Below are 15,101 nucleotides of genomic sequence, written 5' to 3'. Positions count from 1 at the left end.
GGCGGTTCGGATGCCTCTAGCGCCCGGTCGCGTCGGGGTCGCGGTCGACCTCGCCACGCCACGCGCCGGTTTCGAACCCCTGCGACTCGATCAGTTCCTTGAACTTCTTCAGGTCACGACCGACCTGAATGTCGTCCATCTGCAGGATTTGCCCGACCTTCTCCACGAAGCCCTCCGGCTCCCAGTCCATCTTGACGCTCACGTGCGTCTCGGCATCATTCAGTCGGTGGAAGTCCACAACGCCGGCGTGACGCGGTTCGTCGACGCTCTTCCAGGCGATGCGGGTGTCGGGGATCTGCTCGGTGATGGTCGCGTCGAACTCGCGCTCGACACCAGCGACCTTGACCTTCCAGTGCGTGTGCGTCTCGTCGATCTGGCGTATCGATTCGACGCCGTCCATGAACCGCGGGAACTCCTCGAACTGGGTCCACTGGTTGTAGGCGACGCTAATTGGAACGTCGACGTCGATCTCGCTTTCGATGGTGCCCATACGTCTTCACCTCACTTGTCGGTTGGGTTCCGACGGTAGGTGAGCATCCCGAACGATGTCGGAGCGAGTACTGGCAACTCGCCCCGAATTCCGTCTATCTCAGTCGCGACAGGAGGCCTCGTCCTCGACGACGCGGCAGAACACGAGCGTCCACTCAAACTCGACCTCGGAGAGCGTTCCATTGCCCTCTCGAGCGCAGGTGAGCGACCCGTTGACTTCGATCTTCCGCTTCTCTGTGTCGAAGATGTCGTTAATCGAGGGCGTCTTGCCGCCCGATCGCTTCGGATTCGGGCACTGTTCGAGCGACGGCACGCCGGGCGGATCGCTCGGGAGCACGGAGCTGCCGCACTCCTGCCACAGGTCCCCACTGTGCATGAAGCCCGCGTTGCTCACGTAGAGTGTGCGCGGCGTCGGCACCGTGACCGCAAGTGTGCCCGCGTACTCGCGCACACCGCAGTCTGGTGGCGTCGGCTGGCCACCGCCACCGCCACCATCCCCGCAGTTGTTGCTGGGCGGAACCTCGTAGGGATCCGGCATAGTGCCGACACCCGGCTCGGAGTGCGATTTGTCGGTGCGGTAGTCGATCGGAAGCGTGAAGAACCGGACGCCATCCGGCGGTCCACCGACAGGGAAGAAGCCCGGACCATCCGTCTCGTAGAACACGACAGCCTGGTCGCCGAGATTGCCCTGTGGGTTGCTGAACAGTGTCGCGGTCACGGAAACGGCAGCGGAGGCGAACGACATCGTTGCCTGAGTCGACGAATTGTTCGCCCAACTCGCTGCGCACCCGCCGCCGGCGCCATAGCTGTTGTGGGCGGACCGCGTCGCCATGGTCCCGACCGCCGTTACTTCGAACTCGGCCGCCAGCGCCCAGTCACGCACGTCCGCGACGCCGTAATGCGTCAGCAGCTTCATCCGGCTCAGGATCTGCGGGATCGCAGTGAGCCCACCGCTCCCCGCTGCATCGAGGGCGTCCCACGGCAGCGACTGGAGATCCTTGCCGAGGTCGTTCTGGCCAAGATTGGAGACAGCACGCAGTCCGACCTCAATGTCGACCGCTTCCGCGGCTTCAGGAATCAAGTCCTCCTGTGGCGCTCCGGACAGTGTGAACGCCACATTGCCGTCGTCACCCGTGGCACCGTTGGTGACCACCTTGGAGCCGCCGCGACCGTCACCGATCCGGAGAATGCTGGGGTCCTCGCTTGACAGGTCGACTTCGATGCCCGCCGCCGCACCAGACTCGATGTGCGGAAGCTCAAGCCCCAGAGGCCCCATGAAGAGGTTGATGCAGCGACGCAGATCCTCCCACTTCTCGGGATCGTAGGCGTAGGAAATGGTGAGATCGCGGAGTTCGCCGGGTTGGGTGGTTTTCGTGCGAACCAGCGGGGCGCCCGCGAGCGAGAAGCTGGCCTCGAGCGCGGTGGCCCTGGCAATCAGGGATGCGAGCGCCAACAGCAAGCGCGCGATGCCGAGCTTGGTCTTCGCCCTCTCTCCGGCGTGCGGGCCGCCGCCTTCAGGCTGGTGCCATTGTGCCTCCAGCGTCTTATCGACGCCGAACGCACTCCCCTTGAAGACTTGGGGGATCATGCCTTCCGCCCACGGATCCCCTTGCAGGTCGCACGGGGCAGCGGCCGCTGCCTGGACGAAGGAAGCCGGCTCGATGGTCAACCCTGGAAGCGTCGAGCTGGCCCCGTCATCGGCCGCGGCGGTTTGCGCTCCTGACACAGCGAACTCGGCGCCGAGTCTCCTCAGCAGCAAGCCGACCTGTCCCCAGGTGAGTTCGACCTCCGCGGCGGCCCGCTCCGTGAAGGTCACCGGCTCGTGGAGGTAGCCGTGGTCGGAACTCAACGCCGCCATGACTGAACCGAAGTGGTCGTTCGCATTGCCTGCGGCGGCCTTCAAGGATTCGTAGAGCCATGTCGTGGTGTCGACACCCTCGAACTGGGGCGCGCCCTCGAGCGCGTAGGCAAGGTCGCCCAGTCGCATCCCGCCCTGGACGGCTCCGAGATAGGACTGGATGCGCAGTTCCCCGTCGGACATGGGCCAACCGAATCCGGTCTGCCCGTCCAATTCGAGCGGATGCCCGTCCGGTCCCGCCACGGCGACACCCGCAAGCACGAGCAGCGACTGCCAGGCCGCGACCGCCTGCGCTCCTCCGGCCTTTGTCAGGTTCGCCGCATCCTGCACGGCGGTCCCGTGCGCCATGATCGCATCCTGTGTCACGGCGAAGGCCGTCTGGTAGGCGATCATCTCCACGTTGAAGGCGTCCCACGCTGCGTTATCGCTCGGGTCCGTGGGGACGGCCGGAATCTCGGGCAACTGTGGCGCGGTCGGCAACGCGAGCGGGTCGGGAATCGGGCCGCGATAGAGACCCAGCTCGGCAGCCGCCTCATCCCGATCCCCGCTCCAGAAGACACAGCCGGTCAACGCCAGGGTCGCAGCAATCGCGACCGCCACTAGCCTGACGAAAGGCCTTCTTCCCCCCACAGCACACCCCACTCCGGCTGCAATCCGATACAGCGCCTCCGGAACGCTATTGGGTGGCGGGGCAGCCCACAATCAACTTTTGGCATCGATTCGGTAGCACTGGGGTGACAGCCTGGGTACCCCCAGGCCGTAGTCGCGCGGCACATAGGCTCTTTCCATGTCGGATTCAGCACGCGTGGATGTCTGGGTCTGGGCGGTGCGTCTGGCGAAGACTCGGTCGGCGGCGACCGCCGCCTGCCGGGCCGGGCACGTTCGTATCAACGGTGAGCGTGCCAAGGCGGCGCAGCCGGTGCGCGTCGGCGACGAAGTGCGCGTGCGTGGTGTCGGTTTCGAGCGCATCGTGAAGGTGCAGCGGATCATCGTGAAGCGCGTTTCTGCAGCTGTCGCCGCGGAGTGCATCGTCGACCTCACTCCGCCACCACCGCCGCGCGAGGAGCGACCGTTCGTGCCACAGCGCGACGCGGGGACGGGCCGGCCGACCAAGCGGGACCGGCGCGCCCTCGACCGCCTGCGCGGCCGCGACTAGCGGAACCGACGCAAGCGCAAGCTGTTGGTGACCACGAACACCGACGACAGCGCCATCGCAAGCCCCGCGAGCAACGGATTGAGCAAGCCCAGCATCGCCACCGGGATGGCGGCCGTGTTGTAGGCGAACGCCCAGAACAGGTTGCCCTTGATTGTGCCCAGGGTGCGCCGCGACAGCCTGATGGCGTCCGCGACGACCAGCAGGTCGCCGCTCATCACCGTCAGGTCGCTGGCGGCGATCGCGGCATCCGTGCCCGCACCCATCGCGATGCCCAGGTCAGCTGCGGCGAGCGCCGCGGCGTCGTTGACACCGTCGCCGACCATTGCGACGACCTTGCCGTCCGCCTGCAGCGACCGGATGGCGTCCAGCTTGCCGGCGGGAGTGACGCCCGCCCGCACGTCGGCGATTCCGACCTCGGATGCGACGGCGCGGGCCGCGCCGGCATTATCACCGGTCAAGAGCACCGGGGTGAGTCCGAGACCGCGGAAGGTGTCGATGGCCTGCCTGCTCGTCTCCTTCACGGTGTCGCCCACGACAAGGGCACCGCGGACGGCGCCGTCCCAGGCGATCACGACGGCCGTGCTCCCGGCGCTCTCCGCCGTCTCGATCGCCGCGGCCAGCGCATCCGGGATCACCAGTGCCCAGTCTTCGCGGAGCCAGCTGGCCCGACCGACGACCACGGCGTGCGCGTCAACCGTCGCGGTGACGCCGAGGCCGCGCTCGGATTCGAACGACTCGGCGACAGCCTTCTCGCCCTCTGCCGCAGCCACAATGGCTCGCGCGATCGGATGCTCTGAACCGTGTTCGGCTGCGGCAGCCAGCCGAAGCACCTCACCACGGTCTTCGCCGTCGGCGAGCAGGACTTCTCGCAGCGTCATCCGACCGCTCGTGACCGTGCCGGTCTTGTCGAGGACGATGGTGTCCACCTTCTTGGTCGACTCGAGCACCTGGGGTCCCCTGATCAGGATGCCCAACTGCGAGCCGCGGCCGGTGCCCACCAGGAGCGCGGTCGGCGTTGCAAGGCCGAGCGCGCACGGGCAGGCGATGATCAGGGTCGCGACGGCTGCGGTGAAGGCGGCCTCAACCGATCCGCCGACCAGCAGCCAGCCGATCAGGGTCAGCAGCGAGAGTCCGATGACGACCGGGACGAAGATCCCGGAGACCCGGTCGGCGAGGCGCTGGACCTCGGCCTTGCCGGTCTGCGCTTCTTCGACCAGACGCGCCATGCGGGCGAGTTCGGTGTCGGCGCCCACTCGAGTGGCCTCGACCACGAGGCGCCCGCCGACGTTGAGGGTCGAGCCGACGACACGCGAGTCGACAGTGACCTCGACCGGCACCGATTCGCCGGTGAGCATGCTGAGGTCGACCGCGGATGCCCCGTCGACCACGAGCCCGTCGGTGGCGATCTTCTCCCCCGGACGCACGACAAAACGGTCGCCGGGGACGAGCGTGCTCACCGGCACGCGGGCCTCAACACCGTCCCGGAGCACGTTGGCGTCCTTCGCGCCGAGCTCGAGCAGTGCGCGCAGCGCGGCGCCGGACTGCTTCTTGGTGCGCGCCTCGATGTAACGGCCGGCGAGGATGAACACGGTGACGGCCGCGGCCACCTCGAGGTAGAGCTCGCTCGCGCCGGATCCCGGTTCGGCGAACAGGCTGAAGGTCATGGTCATGCCGGGCATGCCGGCCGTTCCGAAGAACAGCGCGTACAGGGACCAGGCGAACGCCGCGAGCACGCCGACGCTGATCAACGTGTCCATGGTCGCGGCGCCGTGCCTGGCGTTCACGAAGGCCGCACGGTGGAACGGCCACGCGCCCCACACCGCGACCGGCGCCGCGAGCGTGAGGGTGAGCCACTGCCAGTTGGTGAACTGCAGGGCGGGGATCATCGACAGCAGCACGACCGGGATGGTCAGCACCGCTGAGATGATCAGGCGCTGCCGAAGCGGTGCCAGGTCATCGGATGCCGTTGGTACCGCATCCGGGATCGGCGGCGCGGGGACCGCAGCCGTGTACCCCGCCGCCTCGACGGTCGCGATGAGCTGCTCGGGGTCGACGCCGTCCGGGGCGAGCACCCGCGCCTTCTCGGTCGCGTAGTTCACCGTCGCCTCGACACCGGGCAGCTTGTTGAGCTTGCGCTCGATCCGGTTGGCGCACGACGCACAGGTCATGCCGCCGATGTCGAGCTCGACGTCGATTGCCGGCATCAGGCGTCCGCGAGCGAGTATCCCGCTTCGGTCACGGCGGCACGCAAGGCCTCGGCGTCGAGCGGCGACTGGCTGGCGACGGTGACCCTGGACACGCCCCCGGCGTTAAGCGCCACCGAGACCGACTCGACGCCGGCGACCTCGCTGAGCTCCTCGGTGACGCTCGACACGCAGTGACCGCAGGTCATTCCGGTGACCGCGAGGTCGGTGGTGACGACGTTCGCGACCGGAGCGGCGCTCTGGTGCGAGTGGCCGTGCCCGTGACCGCCCTCGCCGTGGCCGCCGCAGGCACACATGCCGCCGCCGCAGCCGCATCCGGCGCTCGCTCTGGCGTGCTTGTCGGTCAGTCCGAGGTCTAGGCCGTGCTCGGTCATGGATTCTCCTTATATAGAGGTGGGTTGGGTGGGTCAGGAACGCACGAGCCGCGCGATAGCCGCGGATGCCTCGGTGAGCTTCTGCTCGGCGACCGGGCCGCCTTCGCGGGTCGCCTCCGCGACGCAGTGGCTCAGGTGATCGTCCAGGAGTTCGAGCGCGACGGTCTCCAGCGCCTTGGTCGCCGCTGAGATCTGGGTCAGGATGTCGATGCAGTACTCGTCGTTCTCGACCATGCGCTGCACGCCGCGGACCTGGCCCTCGGCGCGACGCAGTCGCTTGAGCAGTGCATCCTTGTCGTCGACGTAGCCGTGTGCCATTGCGTCCCTCCGTTCGGTTGAATGATACCCCCCTGGGGTATAGCGTTGTCAACATGAGCCACGAGCACGAGCATGCGGGACACGAGAGCGCAGGACATGGGCAGGTAGCGCACGAGCACCTGGGCGATCACGCAGCGCATGCCGGACACGAAGGTCACGACGCCCACGCAGGACACGACGCCCACGCTGGCCACGGCGACCACGGCGACCACGTCGGGCAGTTCCGCCGGCTGTTCTGGATCATGCTCGTCATCGCGATCCCGGTGGTGGCGTTCAGTCCGATGTTCGCGTCCATCCTCGGCTACGCCCTGCCGGACTCCCCGGTCTTCGCCTGGATCTCCCCCATTCTCGGCACCGTCATGTACCTGTGGGGTGGCCGGCCGTTCCTGACCGGCGCGGTCAGTGAACTCAGGTCCCGCCGGCCGGGCATGATGCTGCTCATCGGGCTCGCCATCACCGTCGCGTTCATCGCGTCGTGGGGCGCGACTCTTGGCCTGCTCGATCACGAACTCGACTTCTGGTGGGAGCTGGCCCTCCTCATCGTCATCATGCTGCTCGGGCACTGGATCGAGATGCGTTCGCTCGCGCAGACCTCCTCGGCTCTCGAGAGCCTGGCCGCGCTGCTGCCGGATGAGGCCGAGCGGCTCGACGGCGACGGGGTCACCGTCGTCACGCCCTCCGACCTGCGCGTCGGCGACCTCGTGATGGTGCGGCCAGGTGGGCGGGTTCCCGCCGACGGGCAGATCGTCGACGGCACCGCCGACATGGACGAATCGATGATCACCGGCGAATCCCGCGCGGTCAGTCGCGGCCCCGGCGACCACGTCGTGGCCGGCACGGTTTCCACCGACACGGCCCTGCGCATCCGGATCTCCGCGATCGGCGACGATACCGCACTTGCCGGCATCCAGCGGCTGGTCGCGGACGCGCAGAACTCCACCTCGCGCGCCCAGCGCATCGCCGACAAGGCGGCCGCGCTGCTGTTCTGGTTCGCACTCGGCGCCGGCATTATCACCGCGATCGTGTGGACGATGCTCGGCCTGCCGGATGAAGCGGTCGTCCGCACGATCACCGTGCTCGTCATCGCCTGCCCACACGCACTCGGCCTGGCCATCCCGCTCGTGGTCTCGATCGCAACCGAGCGCGCGGCGAAGGGCGGCGTGCTCGTCAAGGACCGGCTCGCGCTCGAGACCATGCGCGTGGTCGACATCGTGCTGTTCGACAAGACCGGCACGCTCACCAAGGGCGAGCCCGCGGTGACGGATATCGCGGCGACGGCCGGCAGGTCGGACGACGAGGTCATCGCGCTGGCCGCAGCGGTCGAGTCGGCCAGTGAGCATCCGCTCGGCCGCGCGATAGTGAATGCCGCCGCCGAGCGTGGCCTGGCGGTGCCGCGCGCAACCGGCTTCCAGTCCGCGCCCGCCGAGGGCGTGGTCGGTGTCGTCGACGGGAAACGCGTCAGCGTGGGCGGCCCGCACATGCTGAGCACACTGAACCTCGACGCGCACGGCACGGGTGAGGAGTGGAGCGACCGCGGCGCCACCGTGCTGCACGTTGTCGAGGACGGCGAGATCATCGGCGTGCTCGCCCTTGCCGACGAGGTCCGCGCGGAATCCCGCCAGGCGGTCGACGCGCTGCATAAGCTCGGCGCCCAGGTGGTGATGATCACCGGAGACGCCGCCGAGGTCGCCCACGCGGTTGCCGCAAAACTCGGCATCGATCGGGTCTTCGCCGGCGTACGGCCAGAGCACAAGGCCGCCAAGGTCAGCGAACTGCAGGCCGAAGGGCGCAAGGTCGCGATGGTCGGTGATGGCGTCAACGACGCTCCCGCGCTCGCCCAAGCCGACGTCGGCATCGCCATCGGCGCGGGAACGGATGTCGCGATCGCGTCTGCTGGGGTCATCCTGGCCAGCGACGACCCGCGCTCGGTCCTCTCGGTGATCACGCTGTCGCGCGCGAGCTATCGCAAGATGAAGCAGAACCTTTGGTGGGCGGCCGGCTACAACCTGATCTCCGTGCCACTCGCGGCCGGCGTGCTGGCGCCGATCGGCTTCGTGCTGCCCATGTCGGTCGGGGCGATCCTGATGTCGGCCTCAACCGTGGTGGTCGCGCTCAACGCCCAGTTGCTGCGCCGACTGGACCTGGCTCCAGACCGCCTGCCAGTGACCGAGAAGTCAGCCACTCCCGTACCGCAGCGTTGAACAACGGCACATCCTCGATGTTCCACTGATGGTGCAGGCCGGGCGCGATCGCCGTTCGGGCGTTCGGCAGGATCTCGGCGAGCAACCGCAGCGAGTCGCGGCTGATGAACGCCGCATCCTTCCCGCCCGCGATGGCGACCAGCGGCGCGGAGACCGCGGTGAGCGCATCCGGTGACACGCCGCGGGTCACTTCGGCGAGCACGCGCTGTGCCGTCTGCTTGCGGATGCCGGCACCGGTCTTCACGAACAGGTCGAGATCCTCGCCGGCCAGTCCGTAGCTGCGGCCGGTGGCATTCCAGTAGCCAGGGCTGTTCCAGAGGGTGAGCAGCGCGCGGCCGCCCCAGACGAGGGCACGCCCCGGTTTGGCGATGTTGGCGCTGGCCAGAAACAGGGTGGTCACCCGCTCCGGATGCCGCCTTGCCAGTTCCAGCGCCACACTCGAGCCGAGCGACAGCCCGACGATGTGCGCCGTGCCGCCTGCCGCGCGGCGCTCGATCAGCCTGGCCACGTGGTCGGCGCTGTCGGCGAGGCTGAGCCACTCGCGGTCGTTGTTGTCGCCATAGCCGGGCAGGTCCGGCACCAGCAGGTGGTGGTCGCCGAACGCGGGCACCTGCTCGCCCCACATCCACCCGGCGGTGTTCGAGGAGTGCAGGAACACAATGGTTTCGGCCGCACCCGGGGTGAACTCGCGAGTGGCGAGAAGATCCTTGGTCATGAGTTTCCTCCGATAGCGACCGGCAGCGCATTCGCGATGAGCCGATCGAGTTGTGCCGCCAGCACGGCCTCATCGACGCCGTCCTCGACGCCATCCTGGTGGGCGGTCAGGCCCACCCAGGCGGCGTCGACCAGAGCCGTGCCGCGCTCGGTGAGGGTGACCAGTTTGGCGCGCGCGTCTGCGGGGTGCTGGCGGACCACGAGCAACCCATCGGCGACCAGCGGGGCGATCCGCTGGGTTACCGACGCCCGCGAGACGCCCAGGTTGTCGGCGATGCGGGTCTGGGTGGGCTCGCCGATCACGCGCACGATGAGCAGCGGCAGGAACTGCGAGTAGCGGATACCGTGCTCGCGCTGCAGGTAGCGGTCAGCGATGCGGTCGAGCAGGGCGGTGGCGCGGTGCAGCTTGAAGACCGTGCTGTCGGTAATCTCCGTCATATTGTTAAGTACTTAACCATATCCCCCCACCCGAGGGCAAGTGGAAGTTCACTTGTTCTCAGATGTGATAATGTTCTTGATCGTGAGAACATCTAGAGCCGACGCGGTGCTGCATCCACAACGCATGGCCATCCTCCGCGCCCTCGCGACTGGGCCGAAGACGACAAAGCAGCTCGGCGAGGTCCTGCCCGACATCCCGCAGGCCACGCTGTACCGCCACCTGCCGGTCCTGCTCGACGCGGGCGTGCTCCGCATCGATGCTGAGCAGCCGGTGCGCGGCGTCACCGAGCGCACCTACGCCCTCGCCGACAGCGCCATCCTGAGCGCGGAGGACCTTGCAACCGCCAGCCGAGACGACCACTTCCGGTACTTCGGCACGTTCGTCGGCGGCCTGCTGGGCGAGTACGCACGGTACCTGGAGCAGCCGGCGATCGATCTCGTCGCCGACGGCGTCGGCTATCGGGAACACGTCCTCAACCTGACGGATGCCGAGCTGCGCGAGCTGCTCGCCGACGTCCGCGGGCTCATCGCTGCACGAATCGACAACCAGCCCACCACAAACCGCAAGCCGCGGCTCATCGCGACCGCGAGCATCCCGCTGCACCGAACCACAGGAGACAACGAATGACCACCGACCTTGACCCCGCTGTCGCGATCCGCGTGCGCAACAATGCGCTCGCGCTGCTGCCGGCCCCGTTCATCGCGGTGGGCCTACTGCTGCTGACCGTGGGCGCACCGCTATGGGTGCCGCTCGGACTGGGTGCAGCGGGCTGGATGCTCGCCCTCATCCTGCGGCAACCGGTCGCCCTGATCGCGAACGCGACAACAACGCAGAAGCGTGCCGCGACCATCGTCGGCTGGTTCTCCGGGCCGGCCGAAGAACTCGTGCGACTCGCCCTCGTGCTCCTGTTCCTGCGCACAGCCACCGACGCCCTGTGGGCCGGATTCGGCTGGGCAACGATCGAGGTCGTCATCGTCGCGATCAACGCGCTGGCCATTTCGAGCCTGTTGAAGAAGGACGACGCCAAGTCCCGCGAGGCACGCCAGCTGCTCTCCGAGCAGGGCATGATCGTCCCGGAAAGCCCCGGCTGGGGTCTGCTCGAGCGCCTGGCCGCGATCGCAATGCACATCGGCCTGACCCTGATGCTCTTTGCGAACCCGTGGCTCGTGCTCGTGACGCTGCCGCTGCACTCGGTCACGAACATGATGATGGTGCGCTTCGCGAAGACGAAGCTGGCCCTCGCCGAGCTGGGCTTCACCGCCGTCAGCGCCGCCATCCTGCTGATCGGGATCGTGCTGAACTTCTGAACCGTCGGATGCTCAGGTCTGGCGGAGCCGCAGCGCCTCGGCCAAGTAGTCGCGCAGTCCGTCGAGGTCGTCCCCGGCTGCCCGGTATCCGACATGCAGGTCGGGGCGCACGAGCAGCTGCGCAGGCTTGTTCGGGTCGAGGCGAAGCCGTTTGAAGGTCTCGTCGGTGCCGATGAGGGAGCCCTGCTTACCGGCCTCGGTGAGAATGCGGAAGCGCACCGCGCCGCCCCAATGACTCGATTCGTGGGCCAAACTGTTGTCCCACACCTCGGCCGGCCCGCACAGCAGGACCGTGAGGACAGGCTCCGCCAGCGCCCGATGCAGACTGATGACTGTCCCGTCAACCGTCACCGCGGCATCCGGGAGCCGCTCACCCGCACGCGGACCGTGGGCGTTCAGGCCGCTCACCGACAGCGGGCTCTTCGAATAGGCGGTGCGCAACTCGCCGATCGTCTGGAACGCGAACGAGCGCACGATCTTCAACCGGAAGATCTTGGGCGCGACCCGCGGCGCGATGTTGCTGCGGACGAATTTGACCAGTCCCCGCGCGCTCATGGCGGCCCGGAACGCCCGGTTGGTCAGCTGAATCACCTGGCGGGCCACGGGCCGCCGCTCCCGGTCGTAGCTCGTGAGCAGCCCGGACCGGGCGCGATCCGAGCAGACGAGGGCAAGCTTCCATCCGAGGTTGATCGCGTCCTGAACGCCGATGTTCATGCCCTGTCCACCGGCCGGGCTGTGGATGTGGGCTGCGTCACCGGCGACGAACACGCGGCGCTGCTGGAATCGGGCCGCGTAACGGCTGTTGACGACGAACCGGGACAGCCACACGGGGTCGCGGACGGTGATCGGCAGCGGAGTGTGCTCGCGCACCGCTCGTTGGAGCGAGTCGAGCGAGAGCTCGCTTTCGTCATCCGGCAGCCTCAGGATGATCCGCCAGGTGGCGGGCGCCTGGAGCGGAAAGAAGAACATCACGCCGCGATCGGATAGGAAGGCGTGGATGCGGGACGAATCGAGGCCGTCGGCTTCGACGTCGGCGAGCGCAAACGTCTCGGGGAAGGACTCGCCCTCAAAGCGGAGCCCTGCCAGTCGCCGCGTCGCACTGTGGGCACCGTCGCATCCGACGAGGAACCGCGCGTGAACCGTTTCCGTGCCGCTCTCGGAGCGGAGGATCGCGCGCACAGCCCCCTTGTTCTGGCCGAGTGCGATGAGTTCGGTCGAGCGTTCAACCCTCACTCCTTCGGCGGCGATCCGTTCGGTGAGCAGTTCCTCGGTCCTCGCCTGCGACAGGAAGAGGATGAAGGGGTACTCGGTGTCGGTGCTCGCGCCGCCGAACAGGTTCACGTCTGCCTCGCGACGGCCAGAGTGCATCGTGACACTCGTGGCTCCGTAGCCGTTCGCGATCAGCCCGTCGGTGACGCCGCTTGGCCTGAGGACCTCCAGCGTGCGGGGCTGGATCGCCAGGGCGCGCGACTCCCGAACGCCGGCCAGTTCCTTGTCGATGATGCGGTAGTTGATGCCCCAGCGCGTGAGTTCTGTGGCGAGGGCAAGGCCCGTCGGGCCGGCGCCCACAATCAGGACATCGGCGTCGTACCCGTTCGACCGGATCGCCATCCGGTCACTCTAAGTCAGCGCCGTTGGAGGTAACAGGGTGACATGTTGTGGGCACCTCCCACCGGGCGCTGGAAAGATGACGAACGTGAACGGTGCTGAAGATGGCGGCTGGTCTGCGGTCGCACAGGAATGGTCGGACCTGTGGGGTGCGCTCGCGGATCCGGTGACGTCGGCGATCGTCGAGCAGACGGGTGTGGTTGCCGGCACGCGGGTGCTGGATGTCGGATGCGGCAGCGGTGAGTTTTTGGCCAAGCTCGAGTCGTTGGGGGCTCGCGTGACCGGCATCGATCCGGCCCACGAGATGGTGCGGCTGGCTCGCGCAGCGGCGCCCACTGGGGAGGTGGTGCTCGGGGGGTTCGAGCACCTGCCATGGTCGGATGCGTCGTTCGATGTGGTGACGGCGATCAACGCGCTGCAGTTCGCCGACGACGCGCACGATGCGCTCGCGCAGGCGGCTCGAGTCTGTGTGCCGGGCGGTTACATCGCGATCGCCAACTGGGCGGATGGCGCACTCAACGCACTGAATGCGCTCGAGTCAGCGGTGGCCGAAGCCGCGGGCGAGGAGGTGCAGCCAGACGGCGACTACCGGCGAGCCGGCGGGCTGGAAGGTCTGCTGTCGGAGGCGGGCCTCGAGGTGACCGCCTCGTCCCTGGTGGAGACGCCATGGGAGGTCACCGACGAGTCTGCTCTCATCCGGGGCGTGCTGCTCGGCGAGGATCAGGACACCATTGCCGAGTACGCGCCTACGGTGCTGGCTGCGGCGGAGCAGTTCCGCACACCGGATGGCGGCTACCGGTTGGTGAACGCGTTCCGGTACGCGGTCGCGCGCACGGCGTCCTAGTCGTTCCGGTCGGCGAAGGGCGCCTCTTCCGGACAACCGCGCCCGGTGCGCCGGGCGCAAATGTCCGCAAGGCCTGCGGGTGTCCGCAACGGGCGCGGGCCCGAACCCCGGCGAACAGAAAAAGGCCACCGGGAAACCCGATGACCTTTTACCTGGATGGTGCGCGAGGGGGGACTTGAACCCCCATGCCCTCACGGGCACACGGACCTGAACCGTGCGCGTCTGCCAATTTCGCCACTCGCGCAGACTAAGCGAGATTACCATAGCCGAGGCCTCGAAAACGCGGCCGTCGGGCGGCCGTCAACGCTCAGCGACTAACATCGTCACAGGTACGCGAGGTCGAGAGGAAGACCGTTGGGGCTACTGGACAACTTTGAGAAAGGTCTTGAGCGCGTCGTCGGCGGCGCGTTCGCGAAGACCTTCAAGAGCGGTCTGCAGCCGATCGAGATCACTGCGGCACTCCGCCGCGAACTCGACACGAAGGCTGCAGTCGTTGCACGTGACCGCATCCTGGTACCGAACAAATTCCAGGTGCGACTCTCACCGGCCGACCACTCCCGGATGACCGGGCTCGGCCCCGCCCTTACCGACGAGCTGACTGGGCTCGTGCAGACGCACGCCACCGCGCAGCACTACCAGTTCGCCGGCGGCATCATGATCGCCCTGGTCGAAGACTCCAGCCTGAGCGAAGGCATGATCCAGGTCGACTCGCAGAATGTGCAGGGCGAGGTCGTGTGGACCCCGGTGCTCGACATCAACGGCAAGCGCCACGCGATCACCCAGTCCCGCACGATCATCGGCCGCGGCAGCGAAGCGGACATCACCGTCAATGACACCGGAATCTCCCGCAAGCACGTCGAGATCCTGTGGGACGGATCGCGTGGCGAAGTCCGTGACCTGGGCTCCACGAACGGCACTCAACTCAACGGATCGCCGGTCACCGCCTCGCCGCTGCCCCCGGACTCCGTGATTTCGATCGGCAGAACCCGTATCGTTTTCCGGGTGCTTGCCCAATCCGCGACAGCCGACCCGTCCGATCGTGGCGATCGCCCGGGGGGCAGCCGTTGAGTGACCTGACGCTGCTGGTCTTACGGATCGGGTTCCTCCTGCTCCTGTGGGTGTTCGTCTTCGCCATCGTCTACGCTCTGCGCACCGACCTGTTCGGGCAGAAGGTGCGCCGGATGCCCGCGGAGTCCCAGCCCGCCGCGTCACCGTTCCCGGCCGCAGCACCGGTAGCATCCGCGCCCCAGCCCACACCGGCACCGGCAGCAGCAGCAGGCCCAGCCGGATCCAATTCGGCTAAGCGGCTAGTGATCACCTCGGGCGCCAAGGAGGGGCTCGAGCTCGCCCTCTCCGACCAGCCGCTCACCATCGGCCGCTCGAGCGAGAGCGGGCTGGTCATCCGCGACGACTACACCTCGACCCACCACGCCCGGCTCATGCTGTGGGGAGACGACTGGGTCATCCAGGACCTCGACTCCACCAACGGCACCTACCTGGCCGGCCAGCGCGTCACCGTGCCGACGCCGGTCCCGCTCAACACTCCGGTGAAGATCGGCACCACCAGCTTCGAACTGCGGCGGTAACTG

The 15,101-nt window shown here is 67.7% G+C and carries 15 protein-coding genes and 1 tRNA gene; 7 read left to right on the top strand and 9 right to left on the bottom strand.

Features of this window, described 5'->3' with window-relative positions:
• Positions 1-16: 16 nt before the first annotated feature.
• Both HGK58_RS02800 and HGK58_RS02795 read right to left on the bottom strand, forming a co-directional pair.
• Positions 17-490 carry an SRPBCC family protein gene (locus tag HGK58_RS02800; protein ID WP_168626010.1) on the bottom strand — a complete coding sequence of 158 codons (474 nt, stop codon included), beginning with the start codon at positions 488-490 and terminating at the stop codon, positions 17-19.
• A 99-nt stretch (positions 491-589) separates the two neighbouring features.
• The gene (locus HGK58_RS02795) at positions 590-2,947 is read right to left on the bottom strand and encodes a hypothetical protein (protein WP_168626009.1); all 2,358 of its coding nucleotides are present in this window, start codon (positions 2,945-2,947) and stop codon (positions 590-592) included.
• 187 nt (positions 2,948-3,134) lie between these two features.
• On the opposite strand from HGK58_RS02795, the gene HGK58_RS02790 reads away from it, so the two are divergent.
• Positions 3,135-3,503 (top strand): S4 domain-containing protein, encoded by a 369-nt coding sequence (locus tag HGK58_RS02790; protein ID WP_168626008.1) that lies wholly within the window; start codon positions 3,135-3,137, stop codon positions 3,501-3,503.
• Here the strand turns inward: HGK58_RS02790 and HGK58_RS02785 are convergent.
• From HGK58_RS02785 to HGK58_RS02775, 3 genes are read right to left on the bottom strand one after another with little or no spacing between them, the layout of a single operon-like run.
• The gene (locus HGK58_RS02785) at positions 3,500-5,707 is read right to left on the bottom strand and encodes a heavy metal translocating P-type ATPase (protein ID WP_168626007.1); all 2,208 of its coding nucleotides are present in this window, start codon (positions 5,705-5,707) and stop codon (positions 3,500-3,502) included. The genes HGK58_RS02790 and HGK58_RS02785 overlap by 4 nt on opposite strands.
• Positions 5,707-6,081 carry a heavy-metal-associated domain-containing protein gene (locus tag HGK58_RS02780; RefSeq protein ID WP_168626006.1) on the bottom strand — a complete coding sequence of 125 codons (375 nt, stop codon included), beginning with the start codon at positions 6,079-6,081 and terminating at the stop codon, positions 5,707-5,709. The genes HGK58_RS02785 and HGK58_RS02780 overlap by 1 nt, the downstream gene beginning before the upstream one ends.
• A gap of 33 nt (positions 6,082-6,114) precedes the next feature.
• Positions 6,115-6,399, bottom strand: coding sequence for a metal-sensitive transcriptional regulator (locus tag HGK58_RS02775; protein WP_168626005.1), 285 nt, complete (start codon positions 6,397-6,399; stop codon positions 6,115-6,117).
• A 53-nt stretch (positions 6,400-6,452) separates the two neighbouring features.
• On the opposite strand from HGK58_RS02775, the gene HGK58_RS02770 reads away from it, so the two are divergent.
• Complete coding sequence (locus tag HGK58_RS02770) at positions 6,453-8,600, top strand: heavy metal translocating P-type ATPase (RefSeq protein WP_168626004.1); 2,148 nt, start codon at positions 6,453-6,455, stop codon at positions 8,598-8,600.
• On the opposite strand, the gene HGK58_RS02765 is transcribed toward HGK58_RS02770, so the two are convergent.
• Together HGK58_RS02765 and HGK58_RS02760 are read right to left on the bottom strand one after the other, a co-directional pair.
• Entirely contained in the window at positions 8,512-9,315 is an 804-nt protein-coding gene (locus HGK58_RS02765; RefSeq protein ID WP_168626003.1) for an alpha/beta hydrolase, read from the bottom strand. The two genes, HGK58_RS02770 and HGK58_RS02765, sit on opposite strands and share 89 nt — an antisense overlap.
• Positions 9,312-9,752, bottom strand: coding sequence for a MarR family winged helix-turn-helix transcriptional regulator (locus HGK58_RS02760; protein ID WP_168626002.1), 441 nt, complete (start codon positions 9,750-9,752; stop codon positions 9,312-9,314). The genes HGK58_RS02765 and HGK58_RS02760 overlap by 4 nt, the downstream gene beginning before the upstream one ends.
• A gap of 70 nt (positions 9,753-9,822) precedes the next feature.
• Between HGK58_RS02760 and HGK58_RS02755 the strand changes: the two genes are divergently transcribed.
• Positions 9,823-10,380, top strand: a complete 558-nt coding sequence (locus tag HGK58_RS02755) for a helix-turn-helix domain-containing protein (RefSeq protein ID WP_227411718.1) — start codon at positions 9,823-9,825, stop codon at positions 10,378-10,380.
• A complete protein-coding gene (locus tag HGK58_RS02750; protein WP_168626000.1) occupies positions 10,377-11,060 on the top strand; it encodes a hypothetical protein in 684 nt (227 codons plus the stop codon). The genes HGK58_RS02755 and HGK58_RS02750 overlap by 4 nt, the downstream gene beginning before the upstream one ends.
• A 12-nt stretch (positions 11,061-11,072) precedes the next feature.
• Here HGK58_RS02750 and HGK58_RS02745 read toward each other — a convergent pair whose 3' ends face one another.
• Positions 11,073-12,671, bottom strand: a complete 1,599-nt coding sequence (locus HGK58_RS02745) for an FAD-dependent monooxygenase (protein WP_168625999.1) — start codon at positions 12,669-12,671, stop codon at positions 11,073-11,075.
• A gap of 85 nt (positions 12,672-12,756) precedes the next feature.
• Here HGK58_RS02745 and HGK58_RS02740 point away from each other — a divergent pair, with 85 nt between their 5' ends.
• Positions 12,757-13,512: a class I SAM-dependent methyltransferase gene (locus HGK58_RS02740; RefSeq protein WP_349236111.1), complete on the top strand. Its 756-nt coding sequence runs from the start codon at positions 12,757-12,759 to the stop codon at positions 13,510-13,512.
• Positions 13,513-13,669: 157 nt separating this feature from the next.
• Here the strand turns inward: HGK58_RS02740 and HGK58_RS02735 are convergent.
• Positions 13,670-13,756 (bottom strand) — tRNA-Leu (locus HGK58_RS02735).
• Positions 13,757-13,866: 110 nt separating this feature from the next.
• On the opposite strand from HGK58_RS02735, the gene HGK58_RS02730 reads away from it, so the two are divergent.
• Positions 13,867-14,580 (top strand): DUF3662 and FHA domain-containing protein, encoded by a 714-nt coding sequence (locus tag HGK58_RS02730; RefSeq protein ID WP_168625997.1) that lies wholly within the window; start codon positions 13,867-13,869, stop codon positions 14,578-14,580.
• Entirely contained in the window at positions 14,577-15,098 is a 522-nt protein-coding gene (locus HGK58_RS02725; RefSeq protein WP_168625996.1) for an FHA domain-containing protein, read from the top strand. The genes HGK58_RS02730 and HGK58_RS02725 overlap by 4 nt, the downstream gene beginning before the upstream one ends.
• The last annotated feature ends 3 nt before the right edge of the window (positions 15,099-15,101 follow it).

Origin of the sequence: Cryobacterium sp. BB307, from assembly GCF_012274275.1 — a bacterium.
In the GTDB taxonomy this organism is placed as follows: domain Bacteria; phylum Actinomycetota; class Actinomycetes; order Actinomycetales; family Microbacteriaceae; genus Terrimesophilobacter.
This window is presented reverse-complemented; position numbering and strand designations above follow the sequence as displayed.

What these genes read in the sequence shown, in the direction of transcription:
- HGK58_RS02800 (WP_168626010.1), bottom strand. Translation starts at nt 490, where the DNA reads ATGGGCACCATCGAAAGCGAGATCGACGTCGACGTTCCAATTAGCGTC.
- HGK58_RS02790 (WP_168626008.1), top strand. Translation starts at nt 3,135, where the DNA reads ATGTCGGATTCAGCACGCGTGGATGTCTGGGTCTGGGCGGTGCGTCTG.
- HGK58_RS02785 (WP_168626007.1), bottom strand. Translation starts at nt 5,707, where the DNA reads ATGCCGGCAATCGACGTCGAGCTCGACATCGGCGGCATGACCTGTGCG.
- HGK58_RS02780 (WP_168626006.1), bottom strand. Translation starts at nt 6,081, where the DNA reads ATGACCGAGCACGGCCTAGACCTCGGACTGACCGACAAGCACGCCAGA.
- HGK58_RS02775 (WP_168626005.1), bottom strand. Translation starts at nt 6,399, where the DNA reads ATGGCACACGGCTACGTCGACGACAAGGATGCACTGCTCAAGCGACTG.
- HGK58_RS02770 (WP_168626004.1), top strand. Translation starts at nt 6,453, where the DNA reads ATGAGCCACGAGCACGAGCATGCGGGACACGAGAGCGCAGGACATGGG.
- HGK58_RS02765 (WP_168626003.1), bottom strand. Translation starts at nt 9,315, where the DNA reads ATGACCAAGGATCTTCTCGCCACTCGCGAGTTCACCCCGGGTGCGGCC.
- HGK58_RS02760 (WP_168626002.1), bottom strand. Translation starts at nt 9,752, where the DNA reads ATGACGGAGATTACCGACAGCACGGTCTTCAAGCTGCACCGCGCCACC.
- HGK58_RS02755 (WP_227411718.1), top strand. Translation starts at nt 9,823, where the DNA reads ATGTTCTTGATCGTGAGAACATCTAGAGCCGACGCGGTGCTGCATCCA.
- HGK58_RS02750 (WP_168626000.1), top strand. Translation starts at nt 10,377, where the DNA reads ATGACCACCGACCTTGACCCCGCTGTCGCGATCCGCGTGCGCAACAAT.
- HGK58_RS02745 (WP_168625999.1), bottom strand. Translation starts at nt 12,671, where the DNA reads ATGGCGATCCGGTCGAACGGGTACGACGCCGATGTCCTGATTGTGGGC.